5 protein-coding genes are annotated in these 20,172 nt (G+C 73.4%); 4 read left to right on the top strand and 1 reads right to left on the bottom strand.

The annotated features are described in order from the left end of the window. Positions 1-111: 111 nt before the first annotated feature. On the bottom strand, positions 112-1,077 hold the full coding sequence (locus ABUW04_RS14510; protein WP_051725257.1) for a glycoside hydrolase domain-containing protein: 966 nt from the start codon (positions 1,075-1,077) through the stop codon (positions 112-114). Between the two features lie 257 nt (positions 1,078-1,334). Here ABUW04_RS14510 and ABUW04_RS14505 point away from each other — a divergent pair, with 257 nt between their 5' ends. From ABUW04_RS14505 to ABUW04_RS14490, 4 genes are all read left to right on the top strand, one after another. After that, positions 1,335-7,640, top strand: coding sequence for a non-ribosomal peptide synthetase (locus tag ABUW04_RS14505; protein WP_380564914.1), 6,306 nt, complete (start codon positions 1,335-1,337; stop codon positions 7,638-7,640). 341 nt (positions 7,641-7,981) lie between these two features. Then, on the top strand, positions 7,982-8,737 hold the full coding sequence (locus ABUW04_RS14500; protein WP_380564912.1) for an SDR family NAD(P)-dependent oxidoreductase: 756 nt from the start codon (positions 7,982-7,984) through the stop codon (positions 8,735-8,737). A gap of 160 nt (positions 8,738-8,897) precedes the next feature. Beyond that, on the top strand, positions 8,898-9,842 hold the full coding sequence (locus ABUW04_RS14495; protein ID WP_380564911.1) for a TauD/TfdA family dioxygenase: 945 nt from the start codon (positions 8,898-8,900) through the stop codon (positions 9,840-9,842). Positions 9,843-9,994: 152 nt separating this feature from the next. Beyond that, on the top strand, positions 9,995-20,089 hold the full coding sequence (locus ABUW04_RS14490; RefSeq protein ID WP_380564909.1) for an amino acid adenylation domain-containing protein: 10,095 nt from the start codon (positions 9,995-9,997) through the stop codon (positions 20,087-20,089). The last annotated feature ends 83 nt before the right edge of the window (positions 20,090-20,172 follow it).

The raw sequence follows: 20,172 nt of genomic DNA, 5'->3' as shown, positions 1-20,172 counted from the left end.
GGTGATTGTGTCGCTCACCAGCCGTCCTGTCAGTAGCGGGCACCTACTCCGCAGCGGTCGGGAGCCGGCATCCGGCATCCGGCATCCGGCATCCGTGAGGGACGGCGGTGGTCAGCCCACCACGGCGACCGGTGCGTCCACCGCGTTGCGGTCGATGTTGATCCGGACCCCGCCGTGGCTCTCGGAGGTGTTGCCGACGAACTGGTGCACCCGCTGGTGGTACACCCACTCGCCGGAGTCCAGCGCGTTGTAACCGCTGGTGTCGTTCCGGCCGTCCCAGCGGGCGTACCAGACGATGTCCGGCAGCTCGGAGATCCGCCGGCCTGCGGCGCCACAGGCCAGGTCGGCGACGCCGCTGTCGGCGCTGCTGTAGAAGCCGGACAGGTAGCCGGCCGCGTGCACCGCGTGCGTCCAGGCGGCGGTGTACTGGAGCACGGCCCGGGTGCAGCGGTCGCTGTCGCGGTCGTAGGTCTCCATGTCGAGGTAGATCGGGCTGCCGGGCCGGATGGCCAGGTCCCTGGCGCGGTTCACGGCGTCCCGGCCCTCGGCGCCGCCCTGGCTCGCGGCGCTGCCCGGGCTCATCCTGGCCGAGCGGCCGGTGCTGATGCACGGGGACTGGAGGCCGACGTAGAGCGGCAGCAGACCCCATCCCATCGAGCTCGCCGACCGGGTCCAGCCCGCGCTGAGCTGGGGCTGGGCGCAGGCGCGGTTCCGGCCGCCGATGTAGATGCCGAGGGCGCCGTACGGGGAGTCGTGCCGCCAGGCCCGGAGGGTGCCGAGGCCGGGGGCGGCGCAGGTGTCGAAGGCCTGGCCCCGGAAGATCCTCCGGGCCCGGACGGCGGCGGGTACGGCGAAGGGGGTCGTGAGGGGTGCGGCAAGAGGTGCGGCGAGCGGGGCCGCCATGACGGCGTCGTCGCTCAGCTCGGCGAGGCGCGGTACCGCGACCGCCTCCAGGTCGGACAGCCGGACCTGTGCGAGCAGACCGGAGTCCCGGGTGGCCGGGTCCGCCACGGCGCCGGTGCAGGTGGTGGCCAGACAGCCGAGGGAGAGGATCACGCCGAGGACTACGGAGGACACGGAAGCGGAGGCGGCATCGACCGCCGTACGGAGAGTAGTCACATGCGATCGTGACCGTAATATCCCATTTATTCGGATAAGCCACGCCACAGTAACGCGGCTGCCGCCCGAACGGACCTGACGTCCGCGGCCGTGCCCGTTCGGCACGGCGGCGCGAACCTTCCGGTCGAGTTGCCGCATGGATTCCTGGGACCGGCGGCCCTCCGGCGCGACGATCCGGGGGTGATGTCACGACGCTGCCCCCTTGGAGTCCCGAGATGACGCAGTCCCGTCTGGAAGCCGCCCTGCCGTTGACCCCTCTGCAGCACGGAATGCTGTTCCATGCGCTCTACGAGGACGAGGGAGTGGACGCCTACACCGTCCAGGTGGCCTTCGACCTGCGTGGACCCCTCGGCGAGGCGGAGCTGCGCGGCGCCCTGGAGCGGCTGCTGGCCCGGCACGCGGTGCTGCGGGCCGGGTTCCAGCTGCGCAAGTCCGGCGAGCCGGTGCAGTTGATCAGCCGGTCGGTGGAGCTTCCCTGGCAGGAGGCGGACCTGCGGGGGCTGGACGAGGCGGCGCAGCGACGGGAGCTCGACCGCTACCGGACGGACGAGCGCGCCCGGCGGTTCGACCTGGCCCGTCCCCCGCTGCTGCGGGCCGGGGTGCTGCGCCTCGCGGAGCAGCGGCGCGTCCTGGTGCTCACCTACCATCACATCCTGCTGGACGCCTGGTCGTTCCAGCAGGTGCTGCAGGAGCTGTTCGCGCTCTGCCGCCCCGGGGCCGACCCCGCCGAGCTGGCACCGGTGGTGCCGTTCCGGCGGTACCTGGCCTGGCTGGAGGCGCAGGACCGGGAGGCCGCCGGGGACGCCTGGGCCTCGGCCTTCGCCGGATTCGAGACGCCCACGCTGGTGGCGCGCGGGCGGACGGCGGGCCGTGGCCCGCAGGCGCTGCCCCGGCTCGCCACGGCCGACCTGTCCGAGGAGCTGACGGCGGCGCTGCGCCGCACGGCACGGGCTGCGGGACTGACCGTCAACACCGTGGTCCAGGGGGCGTGGGCGCTGCTGCTGGCCGGACTGACCGGCACCTCGGACGTCGCCTTCGGCCAGACCGTCTCCGGTCGGCCGCCGGAGCTGGACGGGGTGGAGGAGATCGTCGGCCTGCTGATCGGGGCCGCCCCGGTGCGGGTGCTGATGGATCCCAACGAGACGCTGACCGAGCTGCTGTCGCGGATCCAGCACGAGCAGGCGGAGCTGGAGCCGCACCACCACCTGGGCCTGTCGGAGATCCAGCGCCGGGTCGGCCTCGGCGACCTCTACGACAGCACGGTCGCCTTCGTCAACGCGCCGTCCGGTGCCGCCGGCCCCGACACCGCCACCGACACCGACACGCCGACCGACGCAGCCTTCCGGGTCGACGGCACCGCGGTGCGCTTCCTCGCCGACGCCGGCGAGCAGAACGGCACAGCGACCGGCTCCACCCACTACCCCCTCAACCTCACCGCCGGCGTCGGCCGTTCGCTGCGGCTCGCGCTCAGCCACCAGACCGACCTCTTCGACGCGCTGGACGCCGACCGGCTGCTCGGCCGGCTGCGCTCGCTGCTGACGGTCTTCGCGACCGAACCCGCGACGCTCGTCGGCCGGATCCCGCTGCTGGCCGAGGACGAGCTGGAGCAGGTGCTGTCCAAGTGGAACGACACCGAGCAGCAGCTGCCGGAGCAGCTGACGCTGCCGGACCTCTTCCGAGCCCAGGTGGCACGCACCCCGCAGGCCACCGCTGCCGTCTTCGACGGGAAGGAGCTGAGCTATGCCGAGTTCGCGGAACGCGTCGAGCAGCTGGTGTTCGTGCTGCGCGCACGGGGGGTGGGCGCAGGCGACCGGGTGGCCGTCGCCCTCCACCGGTCGGTCGAGCTGGTCGTGGCGCTGCACGCGGTGCTGGAGGCGGGCGCGACCTACCTCCCCGTCGACCCCGACTACCCGGCCGAGCGCATCGGCTGGATCATGGAGGACGCGAGCCCCGCACTGGTGGTGACGAACGATCAGGTGGCCGCGGCGCTGCCGGGCGCACTGCCGCTGCTGCTGCTCGACGCGCCGCTGCCGGTCGCCCCGGCCGACGGCGGCGCCCCCGGGGCGGGCGAGGGCGCCGGGCGGCGCGGGCCGCTGCCCGGTGACGCCGCCTACCTGCTGTTCACCTCCGGATCGACCGGACGGCCGAAGGGCGTGGTCGTCCCGCACCGGGCGATCGTCAACAACCTGCGCTGGATGCAGAGCCGGTTCGCGCTGGACGGCCGGGACCGGGTGCTGCTCAAGACCTCGGCGGGCTTCGACACCTCGTTCTGGGAACTGCTCTGGCCGCTGCAGACCGGGGCCACCCTGGTGATAGCCGCCCCGGGCGGCCACCGCGATCCGGCCTACCTCACCGGGCTGATCGAACGCGAGTCGGTCACCACGGTGCAGTTCGTCCCCTCCATGCTGCAGGCCTTCCTGCTGGAGGCGGACGCCGAGCGGTGCCGGAGCCTGCGTCAGGTGATCTGCTGCGGCGAGGCGCTGTCGCCGGAGACCCGCGACCGCTTCCGGGCCGGGTTCGACGCCGAACTGCACAACCTCTACGGGCCCACCGAGGCCGCGGTCTCGATCACCGGCGGCGACGACCTCACCCTGGCGGCGGAGAACGCCCCGGTCACCATCGGACGGCCGATCTGGAACTCCCGGACCTACGTCCTCGACGAGGCGCTGCGACCGGTGCCGCCCGGCGTCGCGGGCGAGCTGTACCTGGCCGGGCGGCAGCTGGCCGACGGCTACCTGGGCCGACCCGGGCTCACCGCGGAGCGCTTCGTCGCCGACCCGTACGGGGAGCCGGGCAGCCGGATGTACCGCACCGGCGACGTGGTGCGCTGGACCGAGGACGGCGAACTCGACTACCTCGGCCGCACCGACGGGCAGGTCAAACTGCGCGGCCAGCGGATCGAGCTGGGCGAGATCCAGACGGCGCTGACCCGGCACTCCTCGGTGGCCCAGGCCGCGGTCGTGGTGCGGGAGACGGCCGGCGGCGCCAAGCAGCTGGTGGGCTACGTCGTCGCGGAGCCGGGGGCGGAGCTGGACCGGGCCGGGTTGCTCGCGCACGCGGCCGCCACCCTGCCCGACTACATGATCCCCTCGATCCTGGTCGACCTGGCCGAGCTCCCGCTGACCCCCAACGGCAAGCTGGACCGCAAGGCGCTGCCCGCCCCGGTCGCCACCACCGTCGCCGCCGGGCGGCCGCCGATGGGACCGACCGAGACCGAGCTGGCCCGGTTGTTCGCCGAGGTGCTCTACGGCGCCGAGGCGGACCAGCACTCGGTCGGGGCCGAGGACAGCTTCTTCGAGCTCGGCGGCGACTCGATCACCTCGATCCAGCTGGTGGCCAGGGCCCGCCAGGCCGAGCTGCCGTTCACGCCCAAGGACGTGTTCACCCACCGGACGGTAGCGGCGCTGGCCCGGATCGCCGGGACAGCGGCGCCGGTCGAGACCGAGGCTGCCGACGCGGGCACCGGAGCGCTGCCGGCCACCCCGATCATGCACTGGCTGGCCGAACACTCGGGACCCAAGCACGACTTCGCCCAGGCGACCCTGCTGACGGTGCCGTCCGCCCTGGGGACCGACCGGCTGACGACGGCGGTGCAGGCGCTGCTCGACCGGCACGACGCCCTCCGGCTCCGGGCAGCCGTCCCTGACGGGGACCGGGTCGGCTGGACGCTCGATGTGGCGCCGGCCGGCGCGCTGCGGGCCTGGGACTGCGTGCGCCGAGTGGCCGCCGAGGGGCTCGACCACGACGCCCTGACCGCCCTGATCGCCACCGAGACCGCCCGCGCACGCGGTGAACTCGACTCGGAACTACGGCAGTTGCTGCGCGTCGTGTGGTTCGACGCGGGACCGGCGGAGGGGCGGCTGCTGCTGGTCGCGCACCACCTGGCCGTGGACGAGGTCTCCTGGCGCACCCTGGTACCGGATCTGCGCCAGGCCTGGGAGGCCGCCGCCCGCGGCGTCGCGCCCGTCCTCGCCCCGGTGGGCACCTCGCTGCGCACCTGGGCGCACCGACTCGCCGAGGCGGCCGCCGATCCGTCCCGGGTCGCCGAACTTCCGTTCTGGCAGCGGCTTCTGACCGGCGGGGACGCTCCGCTGACGGCCCGGGCGCTGGACCCCGCCACCGACGTGAACGGCAGCGCCCGGTCGCTCTCCTGGACGCTGCCGCCGGAGCAGGCCGGGCCGCTGCTCGGCGCGCTGCCCACGGCGTACCGGTCCGGTGTGGAGGAGGTGCTGCTTACCGGACTGGCGCTGGCGGTGCAGCGTTGGCGGCCCACGGGTCGGGAGGAGGCGGCGGCGTGCGCTCCGGATCCGGCTCCGGGTCTGGGTCCGGCTCCGGCTCCGGGTCTGCTGGTGGATCTGGAGGGCCACGGCCGGCAGGAGATCGGTGCCGGTGACCCGGGCTCGGACCTGTCCCGTACCGTCGGCTGGTTCACCGACCTGCGCCCGGTCCGGCTGGATCCGGGAGCCGACGGCCCCTACGGCGCCGACGGCGACGGCGGGGCGGCCGGGCCCGGCGCGGCGCTGAAGCGGGTGAAGGAGCAGCTGCGTGCGCTGCCCGACCATGGGATCGGCTACGGGCTGCTGCGCCGGCTGAACCCGGAGACGGCGCCGGTGCTGGCCGCGCTGCCACAGCCGCAGATCGGCTTCAACTACCTGGGCCGCAGCGGCACGGTGAAGGCCGGTGCCCTGACAGCCAACACCTGGGGTCCGGCGCCGGAGAGCGCCGAGCTGGGTCCGATGGCGCATCCGCAGCTGTCGCTGGCGCACCCGCTGGAGGTGACCGCGGCCGCGGCGGACTCGCCCGCCGGTCCGGTCCTACAGCTGCAGCTGACCTGGCCGGACGCACTGCTCCCGGAGCAGGAGGCACAGGACCTCGGCGCCGCCTGGCTGGACGCGCTGCGCGAGCTGGCCGTCCACGCCGGATCCGCCGAGGCCGGCGGGCTGACGCCGTCCGACGTACTGCCGGCCGTCCTGGGCCAGTCGGAGCTGGAGGGCTTCGAGGCCGCGGAGTCCGCGCAGGGCCGACAGGTGAGCGACGTCTGGCCGCTGACGCCGATGCAGGAGGGCCTGCTCTTCCACAACCGCTACCGTCCGGAGGTGCCCGACGTCTACCAGGTGCAGCTGGTGCTGGACCTGGAGGGACCGGTGGACGGCAAGACCCTGCGCCGGGCCTGCCAGACACTGGTCGACCGGCACGCCTCGCTGCGCGCCGCCTTCCGGTCCGACGGGTCCGGGAACCCGGTGCAGCTGATCGTCGAAGGCGTCCGCCTACCCTGGAGCGAGCTGGCGGTGGACGAGCAGGCAGCAACCGCGTTCCTGGCCGAGGACCGGCTGCGCCGCTTCGACCCCGAGGCGGCTCCGCTGCTGCGGGGGACCCTGCTGCGATCGGCGGCGAACCGGTGTCGACTCGTACTGACGCTGCATCACATCCTGGTGGACGGCTGGTCGTTGCCGCTGCTGGTGGGCGAGTTGGGCGCGCTGGTCGCCGGTGCGGCGCCGGTCGCAGCGGCGGAGCCGGTCCGGCCGTACCACGCCTGGCTGGCCGGGCAGGACCGTCCGGCCGCCGCGGCAGCCTGGGCCGCGGCCCTGGCCGGTCTGGACGGCCCCACACTGGTCGCGCCCGGGGTCGACGCGGCCGCACTGCCCACGTTGCCGCTGCGGCGCACGGCCGAACTGCCGCAGCAGCTGACGCAACAGCTGACCCGGCTGGCACGCTCCAGCGGAACCACCGTCAACACGGTGGTCCAGCTGGCCTTCGCGGCACTGCTGGGCGGGGCGACCGGGCGACGCGACGTGGTCTTCGGCGCGACGGTCTCGGTCCGTCCGCCGGAGTTGCCCGGCGTGGAGTCGATGGTCGGCCTGCTGCTGAGCACGGTCCCGGTGCGGGTGCGCCTGGACGGCGCGGACTCCGTAACCGGCCTGCTCCGTCAGGTAGCGCGTCAGCAGGCCGAGTTGACTCCGCACACGCATCTGGGCGCGGTGGCGGTGCAGCGCGCGGCGGGCCTCGGCCCGCTCTACGACGCGTCAATGGTCTTCGAGAACTACCCGCAGGACGAGACCCGGCCGGCGACACCCCCCGGGGCCGGCCCTCGGATCACCGGCCTGTCCGGCAGCGACGCCTACCACTACACGTTGAAGCTCACCGCGGCACCGGGTGAACGGCTGCTGCTGGCGCTCGACCATCGGCCGGAGGCCGTCTCCGCCGAGGAGGCGGGGCAGCTGCTGGACCGGTTGCAGGGGCTGCTGGCGGGCTTCGCCGCCGCCCCGGGGGAGCCGGTCGGCGGGCTGCCGGAGGACGGTCGGGTGCGGGAAGTGGCGGCCCTGGCCGGGGAGTTGCTTGGTCGGCCGGTGGCGCCGGACGAGGACCTGTTCGCGGCCGGGCTGGACTCCGTCGGGGCGCTCCGGCTCGCCGGGCGGATCGGCGCTCGGTTCGGCATGCAGTTCGGGGCGGCTCTCAACGTCCGGACCGTCTTCCGCTGCCGCACGTCCGAGCGTCTGGCGGGGGCGACAGTCAAGGGCTGAACCACGGCAGTTGAACCACGGCAGCAGAGCAGCCGGGCACCGTTACGGTGCCCGGCTGCTCTGCTGTGTCCTGGGCCCGTTCCCGTTCCCGTTCCTGTTCCTGCCCCCGTTCCCGCCCTCGTTCCCGTTCCCGTTCCCGCTCGGGGGCCCGTTCCTGCCCCGTTCCCGTTTCGTTCCCGGCAGATTCCCTTCCGGCGCCGTCCGTTCCTGCCGAACGGTATTGCCGGGAACGAAACGGGAATTGCCGGGACGCTGCCTGGGTCGGGCTCCGGGCGACTGCCAGCATGAAGGAGAAGAAAAAACCACCCCCGAAAAAGATCCCCAGGGAAATGGAGTCGGCCATGCGCGTCGTTCTGATATCCGGGGCGTCCAGCGGTATCGGCGCAGCCACCGCCACCCGTTTCGCCGAGGCCGGCGACCGGGTCTACAACCTGGACGTCCGGCCGCCGACTGCGGCCGCGCCGGGCGTCACCTGGCTGGCCACCGACGTCGCCGACTGGGCCGCCGTGGAGGAGGCCGTCGCCGGTGTCCACCGCGAGTACGGGCGCCTGGACGTCGTGATCGCCAACGCCGGCATCAGCATCCGCCACCACGTGCTCGAAACCACCTGGGCCGAGGCCCGGCAGGTGGTGGACGTGAACCTGCTGGGGGTGTTCGCCCTGTGGCAGGCCTCGGCCCGCCGGATGGTCGCCCAGGGCGGCGGCGTGCTGCTGGCCACCGCCTCCGTCAACGGCCACCGCGGCTTCCCGCACTACGCCGACTACAACGCCACCAAGGCCGGCATCGCGGCGCTGTGCCGCACCTTCGCCCTGGAACTGAGCCCCGTGGTGCGGGTCGCCTGCGTCTCCCCCGGCGCGGTGCTGACCCCCATGCAGCTGGCCGAGTACAGCCCGGAGATGCTCGCCGCGGTGAACGAGCGGATCCCCGCCGGACGGCACGCCCGACCTGCGGAGATCGCGGCCGCCTTCTTCTACCTGGCCTCGGCCGAGGCCGCCTTCCTGACCGGCCAGGAACTCGTCATCGACGGCGGCGAGATCGCCGGCTCCACCACATCCGACTTCGGCGCGGCGGTTCCGCAGGGCTCCCTCGTCAGCTGAGCACCGACTGAGCACCCGACTGGACATCCGACTGAGCACCCATACGACACCGGAGATTCTCATGCTCACATACAGTCAAGTTTCCACTCCGTGCACGAATGGTTCACGAGTTCCCTCGTACACGCTGAACGAGGCCGAGATAGACGACATCCTGGACCGGGTGCAGGAGTTCACCGAGACCGGGATCTCGCCGATCGAGCCGGACTTCTACCGGAAGTTCGACCGGGCCCAGGAGCTGTTGCCGCCCCGGCTGCTCCGCTTCCTGGAGCAGTTCCGCGACGACCCGGCCGCCACCGTCTGCCAGGTGCACGGCTTCCCGATCGACGACGCCGAGGTCGGTCCGACCCCGATGCACTGGGAGCGGCCCGAGGGGTGCTCCGCCACCCTGCAGTCGGACATCTACCTGGCCATGTGCGGTTCCGCGCTCGGCGACCCCTTCGCCTGGGCGACGCTGCAGTACGGCCGGATGATCCAGGACATCTTCCCGATCCGCGGCGACGAGCGCCGCGAGAGCGGCCACGGCAGCGAGGGCTTCCTCTCCTTCCACACCGACGACGCCTTCCGGCCCGACTCCGCCGACTACCTGCTGCTGTTCGGGATCCGCAACATCGACGTGGTGCCGACCTTCGTCGCCGCCGTCCGCGACGCCGAACTGAGCGAGTACGACCGGGAGGTGCTGTCGGAGCCCCGGTTCCACATCGTCCCGGACGACGAGCACATCCGGCAGTTGGAGCTGCGGGCTCCGGGCGACCCCGCCCTGGAGCGGGCGATCGCGATGCGCGACCGGCCGAAGTCGGTCCCGGTGCTCTTCGACGACCCGGCCAACCCGCACGTCCGGCTGGACGTCCCGTTCATGCGCTGCCTCGGGGACGACCCGGCGGCCGAGCGGGCACTGTCCCGGCTCCGGTCCGAGCTGGACCGGGTGCGGCGACCGCTGGTGGCGGCCCCCGGCACGCTGCTGATCCTCGACAACCGGAGCGTGGCCCACGCCCGCGACTCCTTCACCGCCCACTACGACGGCACCGACCGGTGGCTCCGCAAGATCATCGTCAGCCGAGACCTGGGCGCGCACGGCGCCGACCCGCTCCAGCGGGTGCGGCTCTAGCTGGCAGTCCGGCACACCAGCCCCGCAGCACCAGCCCTGAGCACAGACCCACGGCACAGATCCACAGGACAGATCCACAGCACAGATCCACAGCACCAGCTCCTCCCCTACCCCCGTCAGTTGCACAGATCATCCGGAAAGGGACCGACGACATGAACGCGCCCACCCAGCAGGACCGGACCGCACGCGAGGCTCTGCTGCGTGAGCTGTTCGCAGCGGTCCTCGAACTCGACGTCACCGAGATCGACACCGACTCCAGCTTCTTCGAGCTGGGCGGCGACTCGATCACCTCGATCGAACTGGTGGCCAAGGCCCACGCGGCCGGCCTCGCCCTGGAGTACCGGCACGTCTTCGAGGGCGAGACGCCGGCCGCGCTGGCCGAGGCGGCACAGGACGTGGTCGCGGAGGACGCCTTCGTCGCCGCGGACGGTCCGCTGGTCCGGCTGGACGAGGCCGAGTACGCCGAACTCACCGCCGGCCACGGTCCGGTGGAGGACGTCTGGCCGGTCACCCCGCTGCAGGAGGGCCTGCTCTTCCACTCCGTCTACGACGAGCGGCAGGCCGACCCCTACCTGGTGCAGGCGCCGCTGGTGCTGTCGGGCGCGGTCGACTCCGGACGGCTCCGGGCGGCGTTCGAGGCCCTGCTGCAGCGGCACGCCGGGCTGCGCGCCGGCTTCGTGATGCGCCGGTCCGGTCAGCCGGTCCAGGTGATCCGGGCCTCGGTGGAACTGCCCTGGCAGGAGCAGGACCTGAGCGGCCTGGCGGAGCAGCCGCGCCGGGAGCGGATCGCCGAGCTGCTGCGGGTGGACCGCCTGGAGCGCTTCGACCCGGCCCGTCCGCCGCTGCTGCGGGCGCTGCTGCTGCGGGTGGCCTCCGACCAGCACCTGCTGGTGCTGACCAGCCATCACATCATCTGGGACGGCTGGTCGATGGCCCGTGCCCTGGATGAGGTCTCCCGCCTCTACGCGGCGGACGGGGATGGCGACGGGGATGCCGACAGGGATGGTGACGGCGACGCCACGGCGCCGCTGCCGGAGGTGGTGCCGTTCCGTACCTATCTGAGCTGGCTGGCGGCGCAGGACCGGGAGGCGAGCCTGGCCGCATGGGGCGAGGCGCTGGCCGGGCTGGAGGAGCCGACCCTGGTCGCCCCCGGCGCCGGGTCCACGCTGTCCGCGCTGCCGGCCCGGGTGGTGGGCTCCCTGGACGAGGAGACCACGGCGCGGGTCACCGCCTCGGTCCGGGCCCAGGGCCTGACCATGAACACCTTGCTCCAGGGCGCCTGGGCAATGCTGCTCGGCACCCTCACCCGACGCCAGGACGTGGTCTTCGGCGCCACCGTCTCCGGCCGCCCACCGGAGCTGCCAGGGGTGGAGCAGGTGGTCGGACTGCTGATCAACACCGTCCCGGTCCGGGTCTCGCTGAATCCGACCCAGCCGGTGGGCGCGCTGCTGGCCGGGATCCAGGAGCAGCAGGCCGCGCTGACGCCGCACCACCACCTGAGCCTGGCCGCGATCCAGCGGCAGTCCGGCTTCGACGAGCTGTTCGACACCCACACCGGCTTCGAGAACTTCGCCGCCGACGCCGCCTCGGGCGGGCTGTGGGAAGCCGGCTTCCTCCGCGGCGAGCAGCTCGACCTGCTGCCGGAGGAGGCCCAGGAGAGCCGCGGCTTCGGCCACTTCCCGCTCACCCTGGTCGTCTTCCCCGGCCCTGAGCTGCGGATCGAGCTGAGCTACCGTCAGGACGTCTTCGACGCAGGGTTCGTGCAGGGGCTGGTGGACTGCCTGAAGCAGCTGATGACGGTCCTGGCCGTGGAGCCGGAGCGGATGGTGGCCCAGGTCCCGCTGCTCTCGGCGTCGCAGCTGGACCGGGTGCTGCGGGAGTGGAACACCACCGAGGAACCGCCGGCGCCGGCCACCCTGGCCCAGCTGTTCGAGGCGCAGGTCGCCCGCAGCGGCGACGCCGTCGCGCTGCTCAGCGAGTCCACCGAGATCAGCTACAACGAGCTCAACGAGGCGGCCAACCGCCTGGCCCACCACCTGGCCGCCGAACACCGCGTCGGTCCGGGCACCCGGGTGGCGGTGGGGCTGCCGCGCGGCACCGACTGGGTCACCGCGGTGCTCGCCGTCACCAAGACCGGCGCCACCTTCGTCCCGGTCGACCTGGCCTTCCCGCTCGACCGCATCGAGCTGATCCTCGCCGACGCCCGGCCCGCGGCCCTGATCACCACCGGCCGTACCCCGCTGGCGCACGGAACCGCCGTCCCGCAGGTGCTGCACCTGGACGACCCGGCCCTCCGGGAGGCGCTGGGCCACCGGCCGACGACCGACCCGGTGCCGGGGATCGACCCCGCGCAGAGCGCCTACCTGATCTACACCTCCGGCTCCACCGGCGTCCCCAAGGGCGTCGACGTCACCCACCTCGGCCTGGCCGGCCTGACCCACAGCCTGGCGACCCGGCTGCGGATCACCGCCGACAGCGCGGTGCTGCAGTTCTCCTCCCCGAGCTTCGACGCCATCGTCATGGAACTGGGCATGTCGCTGCTGTCCGGTGCGCGGCTGGTGCTCGCTCCCGGCGAGTCCCGGCTGCCCGGCGAGCAGCTGGTCGAGCTCATCGCCCGGCATCGGGTCTCGCACATGTTCATCGTCCCGTCGCTGCTGGCCGCGATCGACCCGGCCGCCGTGCCGACGCTGACCACGCTGGCGGTCGGCGCCGAGGCGCTGCCGCCGGCGCTGCTGGAGCGCTGGGCGCCCGGCCGCCGCTTCCACAACGTGTACGGGCCCACCGAGACCACCGTCATCATCACCGCCTCCGAGCCGCTGAGCGCCGGGGACCTGCCGGTGATCGGCCGGCCCATCGCCGGGGCCCGCCTCTACGTCCTGGACCCGTTCCTGCGCCCGGTCCCGCCCGGCTTCACCGGGGAGCTCTACATCGCCGGACCCGGCGTCACCCGCGGCTACGTCAACGATCCCGGGCTGACTCTGGCCGCCTTCGCGGCCTGCCCGTTCGGCGCCCCCGGGGAGCGCATGTACCGCAGCGGGGACCTGGTCCGCTGGACCGCGGACGGACAGCTGGAGTTCGTCGGCCGCGCCGACCACCAGGTGAAGCTGCACGGCTTCCGGATCGAGCTCGGCGAGATCGAGGCCACCCTCAGCAGCCACCCGCAGGTCGGCCAGGCCGTCGTGCTGGTCCGCGAGGACCAGCCCGGAACCAAGCGCCTGGTGGCCTACCTCGTCCCCAACGGTGAGGCCCCGCAAGCGGACGCGCTGCGCGAGCACCTGGCCGCGACCCTGCCGCACTACATGGTCCCGGCGGCCTTCGTCCTGCTGGACGCCTTCCCGGCCACCGTCACCGGCAAGCTGGACCGCAAGGCGCTGCCCGCACCGGAGTTCAGCGGCAGCGCCGACGGCCGGGCCCCGCGCGACGACCGCGAGCGGCTGCTCTGCTCGCTGGTCGGTGACCTGCTCGGGGTGGACCGGGTCGGCATCGACGACAGCTTCTTCGAGCTGGGCGGCGACTCCATCAGCTCGATCCAGCTCGCGGCGCGGGCCAATGACGCCGGGCTGTCCCTCGCCCCGCGCGACGTCTTCGAGTGCAAGACCGTGGCCCGGCTCGCCGAGCGGGCGACCGACGCCGAGCCGGCTGCCGGGGCCCCCGTCCCGAGCGGACCGCTGGTGCCGCTGGACGACCACGAGTACGCCGAACTCACCGCCGGCCACGGCCCGGTGGAGGAGATCCTGCCGCTGGCCCCGCTGCAGCACGGACTGCTGTTCCACGCCCTCTACGAGGGCGCCGACGACGACACCGGGCCCGGCGACGTCTACGTCGGGCAGATCCCGCTGCTGGTCGAGGGCGAGCTGGAGGCGGGCCGGCTGCGCGCCGCCTTCCAGAGCCTGCTGGACCGGCATGCCGCGCTGCGGGCCGGCTTCACCGTCCGCAGCGGCGGCGACCCGGTCCAGATCATCGCCGGCAGCGTGCCGATCCCCTGGGCCGAGCACGACCTCTCCGACCTCGACGACGACCTGCGGCAGGCACGGATCCACGAACTGCTGGCCGCCGACCGGGCCACCCGCTTCGACGTCGCCCGGCCCCCGCTGGTCCGGGTGACCCTGGTCCGGCTGGCACCGCGGCAGCACGTGCTGCTGATCACCGGTCACCACATCGTCTGGGACGGCTGGTCGATGACCCGCGCGATCGGCGACGTGCTGGCCCACTACGAGGCCGACGGCGCGCCCGGGGCGCTGCCCGAACCGGTCCCCTACCGCCGCTACCTGGACTGGCTCAGCAGCCAGGACGCCGACGCCGCGCTCGACGCGTGGGCCGACCACCTGGCCGGCCTGGACGAGCCGACGCTGGTGGCGCCCGGCGCCTCCTCCGAGCTGCCCGTGCTGCCGGTCCGGGTGGTGACCTCGCTGGATCGGGAGGGCACCGAGCGGCTGTCCACCGCGGCACGATCCCGGGGGCTGACCGGGAACACCCTGGTGCAGGGCGGTTGGGCGCTGCTGCTCGCCTCGCTCACCGGCCAGCAGGACGTCGTCTTCGGGGCCACCGTGTCGGGACGCCCGCCGGAGATCCCCGGCGTCGAGGACCTGGTCGGCCTGCTCATCAACACCGTCCCGGTCCGGGTCGCGCTGGACCCCGGGCAGACCCTGACCGACCTGCTCACCGCGGTCCAGGACCAGCAGGCCGCGCTCACCCCGCACCACCACACCGGACTGCCCGCGATCCTGCGCCGCACCGGGCACACCGAACTCTTCGACACCTCGATCGTCTTCCAGAACGCGCCCTGGGACGACGACACCCTGCGCACCGCCACGCTGAGTCTGCGGCCGCTGGAGCAGGCGGGCGGGCAGGCGGGCGAACAGGCGGGCGGGCAGGCGGGCGAACAGGCAGGGGGCGGCTTCACCCACTTCCCGCTCAGCCTGGACGTCTTCCCCGGCCCCGAGTTGCGGGTAGAGGTCAGCTACCGGCCCGACCTGTTCGACGCCGACGCCGCGCTGCGGCTGGCCGAGCGCCTGAAGCGGGTGCTGCTGGCCTTCGCCGACGACCCGGACCAGCTGGTCGGGCGGGTGTCGCTGCTCTCCGAGGAGGAGCAGGCGCGGCTGGAGGCCTGGAGCGCGACCGCGGGCCAGAGCCCCGACTCCACCCTGCCGCGGCTCTTCGAGGACCAGGTCAGGGCCACCCCGGAGGAGACCGCGCTGGTGGTCGGCGGGCGCTCGCTCAGCTACGCCGAACTGAACCGCGAGGCCAACCGGCTGGCCCACCGGCTGGTCGCCCGAGGCGCCGGCACCGACGACCTGGTCGCGGTGATGCTGCCGCGGTCCGCGGATGCGGTGGTCGCCGTCCTCGGCATCCTCAAGGCCGGCTGCACCTACCTGCCGACCGAGCTGAGCTGGCCCCGGGAGCGGATCAGCGGGCTGCTGGCCGACGTCCGGCCGGTGGTGGTGGTCACCGACGCCGCCACCGAGGCCCAGGTGCCGGACGGGTCCGGCGCGTGGACGGTGCTGCGGATCGAGGACGTCAGCGTGGCTGAAGACGCGGCACAGGACCCCGAAGCCCAGGACCCCGACGACGGCGACCGGTTGCGGCCGTTGCTGCCCGCCCACCTCGCCTATGTGATCCACACCTCCGGGTCCACCGGCCGTCCCAAGGGCGTGGCGGTGACCCACCGCAACATCGTCAACATGTTCCACGCGCAGAACAACGGCTACATGCTGCCGACCGCCGCCGAGGCGGGTGTCCGCAGGCTCAAGGTCGCGCTGGTGTCGGGCTTCGGCTTCGACGCCGCCTGGGCCGACCTGCTGCGCATGGTCGCCGGGCACGAGCTGCACCTGATCGAGGAGGACCTGCGCCGCGACGCGCAGGGGCTGATCGCCTACGCGGCCCGGCACGGCATCGACTCACTGAGCGTCACTCCGATGCACGCCACCCAGCTGCTGGCGGCCGGCCTGATGGAGGTCCCCGGCTACCGGCCGCGGCTGATCTCGCTCGGCGGCGAGCTGGTCGACCCGGGGCTGTGGACCGAGCTCGGCACCGGCCCCGTCCCGGCCTACAACTTCTACGGGCCCACCGAGTGCACCGTGGACTCCACCTACAGCCGCATCGCCGGCGACGTGACCAGCAGGATCGGACGACCGGTCGAGAACGCCCAGTGCTACGTGCTGGACCCGTCGCTGCGCCCGGTCCCGCCGGGGGCACCCGGCGAGCTGTACATCGCCGGCGCCGGGCTGAGCCGCGGCTACGTCAACCGGTCGGCGCTGACCGCGGAGCGCTTCGTCGCCTCCCCGTTCAGCGCGACGGGCGAGCGCATGTACCGCACCGGGGACCTGGTGCGCTGGACCCCGGACGGCGAGCTCGAGTTCCTGGGCCGGGCGGACGAGCAGGTCAAGATCCGCGGCTTCCGGATCGAGCTCGGCGAGATCGAGACGGCGCTGCGGCGGCACCCGCAGGTGGAGGAGGCCGCGGTGGTGGCCCGCGAGGACCACCCCGGCGTCAAGCGGCTGGCCGCCTACGTGGTCCTGTCCGGCCACGCCCGGGACGGCGCGGGGCCGGACACCGCCAGCCCCGACACCGACAGTCCGGACACCGACAGCCTGCGCCGACACCTCGCGGCGACCCTGCCCGACTTCATGATCCCGGCCGCCTTCGTGGTGCTGGCGGCCATGCCGGTCGGTGCCACCGGCAAGCTCGACCGCAAGGCACTGCCCGCACCGCAGTTCACCGGCGCCGCCGACAGCCGTCCCCCCCGCAACGCCCGGGAGACGCTGCTCTGCGCCCTCTACGCCGAGGTGCTGGGACTCGACCGGGTCGGCATCGACGACAGCTTCTTCGAGCTCGGCGGGGACTCCATCACCTCCATCCAGCTGGCCACCAGGGGACGCCGGGCCGGCGTGGTCTTCGCCCCGCGCGACGTCTTCGCCGGCAAGACCGTCGCGGCCCTGGCCGAGCTAGCGGTCGACCTGGACCAGACGGTCGAGTTCACCCCGGCCGACGGCCCGCTGCTGGAGCTGGACGAGGCCGAGTTCGCCGAACTCACCGCCGGCTACAGCCGGGTGGACGAGGTCTGGCCGGTCACCCCGCTGCAGGAGGGACTGCTCTTCCACGCGCTGTACGACAGCGACGGCACCGACCCGTACGCCATGCAGATGCCGCTGCGGCTGGAGGGCGAGCTGGACCCGGGCCGGCTGCGGGCCGCCTTCGAGGCCCTGCTGGACCGCCACCCCGCGCTGCGGGCCGGCTTCACCCTGCGGACCGGCGGCGACCCGGTGCAGATCATCCCCCGGCACACCCCGCTGCCCTGGACCGAGCACGACCTCAGCGGGCTCACCCCCGAGCGGCAGCGGGCCCGCACCGCCGAACTGCTCACCGCCGACCGCTCGGTGCGCTTCGACCCCGCCGCGCCGCCGCTGATCCGCATCGCCCTGCTGCGGCTCGGCCCCGACCAGCACGTCCTGGTGGTCACCAGCCACCACATCGTCTGGGACGGCTGGTCGATGACCCGGGCCTTCGACGAGGCGCTGCGGATCTACCGCTCCGGCGGGGACGCCGGGTCGCTGCCGCAGCCGGTGCCCTTCCGCACCTACCTGAGCTGGCTCACGGCGCAGGACCAGGAGGCCGGCCTGGCCGCCTGGGGCGAGGCGATGGCCGGGCTGGAGGAGCCGACCCTGGTCGCCCCCGGCGCCGGCACCACGCTGACCAGGCCGCCGGCCCGGGTCACCGCCGAGCTGGACGCTCCGACCGCCACCGCGCTGTCGGTCGCCGCCCGCTCCCGCGGGCTGACCACCAACACCCTGGTCCAGGGCGCCTGGGCGCTGCTGCTGTCCACACTGACCGGCCGTCAGGACGTGGTGTTCGGCGCGACCGTCTCGGGTCGGCCGCCGGAGATCCCCGGCATCGAGGACCTGGTCGGGCTGCTGATCAACACCGTCCCGGTCCGGGTCACCCTGGACCCGGCCCGGACCCTCGCCGCCGTCCTCGGCGACGTGCAGGACCAGCAGGCCGCGCTCACCCCGCACCACCACACCAGCCTGCCGGCCCTGCTGCGCCGCACCGGGCACGCCGAACTCTTCGACACCGCGGTGGTGTTCCAGAACCTGGACTGGGACAACGCGACCCTGCAGTCGGAGGAGCTGCAGGTCCGCGGCTACGAGGAGGACGAGCAGCCGCCGGTCATCCACTATCCGCTGAGTCTGTCGGTGCACCCCGGCGAGGCCGGTTGGCGGCTGGAGCTCGGCTACCGGTCGGACCTCTACCGCGAGGAGGCCGTCAGCCGGCTGGCCGAGCAGCTGGAGCAGCTGCTGACGGCGCTGGCGACCGGACTGGACCGGCGGGTCGGCGAGATCGAGCTGCTGACGCCCGCTCAGCGGGAGCTGGTGCTGCGGGAGTGGAACGGGGCGCCGGTGCCGCTGGAGCCGGCCACCATGGCGCAGCTCTTCGAGCGCCAGGTCGCCCGCGACGGCGGTGCCACCGCGCTGATCTGCGACGGCACCCAGCTCAGCTACACCGAGCTCAACGAACGCGCCAACCGCCTGGCGCACCACCTGGCCGACGCCCACGGCATCGGCCCCGACGACCGGGTCGCACTGGCCCTGCCCCGCGGTACCGACTGGATCACCACCGTCCTCGCCGTCACCAAGACCGGTGCCGCCTTCATCCCGATCGACCTCGCCTACCCCGCCGACCGGATCAACCACATCCTGGCCGACGCCCGACCCGGTCTCCTGGTCACCACCGCACAGACCGGACTCGCACAGACCGGGCTCGCCCACCGGCGGACCCTCCACCTGGACGACCCCGAGGTCCAGAACGCCCTGGGCCACGAGCCCGCGGGCAACCCCGCCCCCGACACCCGCCGGCAGCACACTGCCTACGTCATCTACACCTCCGGCTCGACCGGAACCCCGAAGGGAGTCGCCGTCACCCACCAGGGGCTCGCCGCCCTCAGCCACGCGCAGACCACCCAGCTGAACGTCACCCCCGACAGCACCGTCCTGCAGTTCTCCTCCCCCGGCTTCGACGCCATCGTCTTCGAGTGCGCGATGGCCCTGCTGACCGGAGCGCGCCTGGTACTGGCGCCGGGCGAGTCCCGGCTCCCCGGCGAGCAGCTGGTCGAGCTCATCGCCGAGCACGGCGTCACCCACGCCACGCTCATCCCCTCGGTCCTGGCCGCCCTCGACCCCGAGGCCGTGCCGACCCTGACCACCCTGGTGGTCGCCGGGGAGGCGCTGACCCGACCGCTGCTGGACCGCTGGTCCGCAGGCCGGAGCATGTTCAACGCCTACGGCCCCACCGAGACCACGATCTGGGCCACGGTGTCCCCGGACCTCCGCCCCGGGGACACCCCGGTCATCGGCCGACCGATCGTCAACACCCAGGTGTACGTGCTCGACCAGGCCCTGCGCCCGGTCCCGCCCGGCACCACCGGCGAGCTCTACATCGGCGGCGACGGCCTGGCCCGCGGCTACGTCAACCAGCCCCGGCTGACCGCGGAACGCTTCGTCGCCTCACCGTTCGGCACACCCGGCTCGCGGATGTACCGCACCGGCGACCTCGCCCGCTGGACCGACGACGGACAGCTCGAGTTCGCCGGCCGGGCCGACGAGCAGGTCAAGATCCGCGGCTTCCGGATCGAACTCGGCGAGATCGAGACCACCCTGCGCGACCACCCCGACGTCGACCAGGCCACCGTGGTGGTCCGGGAGGACCAGCCCGGCATCAAGCGACTGGTCGCCTACCTGGTGCCGGTCCCCGGCAGCACACCCGACCCGGAGCGGCTGCGCGAGCACCTCGCCGGGACGTTGCCCGAGTACATGGTCCCGGCCGCCTTCGTCGCCCTGGACGCCCTTCCGGTCACCATCACCGGCAAGCTCGACCGCAAGGCACTGCCCGCACCCGAGTTCACCGGCAGCGCCGACAGCCGGGCCCCGCGCACCGAGCGGGAGGAACTGCTCTGCACCCTGATCGCCGACCTCCTCGGCCTCGGCGCCCTCGGGATCGACGACAACTTCTTCGAACTCGGCGGCGACTCCATCACCTCCATCCAACTCGTGGCCCGGGCACGCAAGGCGGGACTGGTCTTCGCACCGCGCGACGTGTTCACCGCGAAGACCCCGGCCGGCATCGCGCAGGTCGCCACCGAGGCGGACGTGACCGTGCAGCCGCAGGAACGGGCGGCGGAGCCGGAGCCGGAGTCCCTGGTCGAGCTCAGCGCCGAGGAACTGGACGAGTTCGAGGAGCTGCTCCGTGTCTGACCACCACCCCCGCAGCGCCCGCCCGCCACCACCGCACGGCGCACCACCGCACGGCGGCGGAACCCGACCGGAACACCGAAGGC

The sequence above is a fragment of the Streptacidiphilus jeojiensis genome (assembly GCF_042510965.1).
GTDB classification, from domain to species: Bacteria; Actinomycetota; Actinomycetes; order Streptomycetales; family Streptomycetaceae; genus Streptacidiphilus; species Streptacidiphilus jeojiensis.
This window is presented reverse-complemented; position numbering and strand designations above follow the sequence as displayed.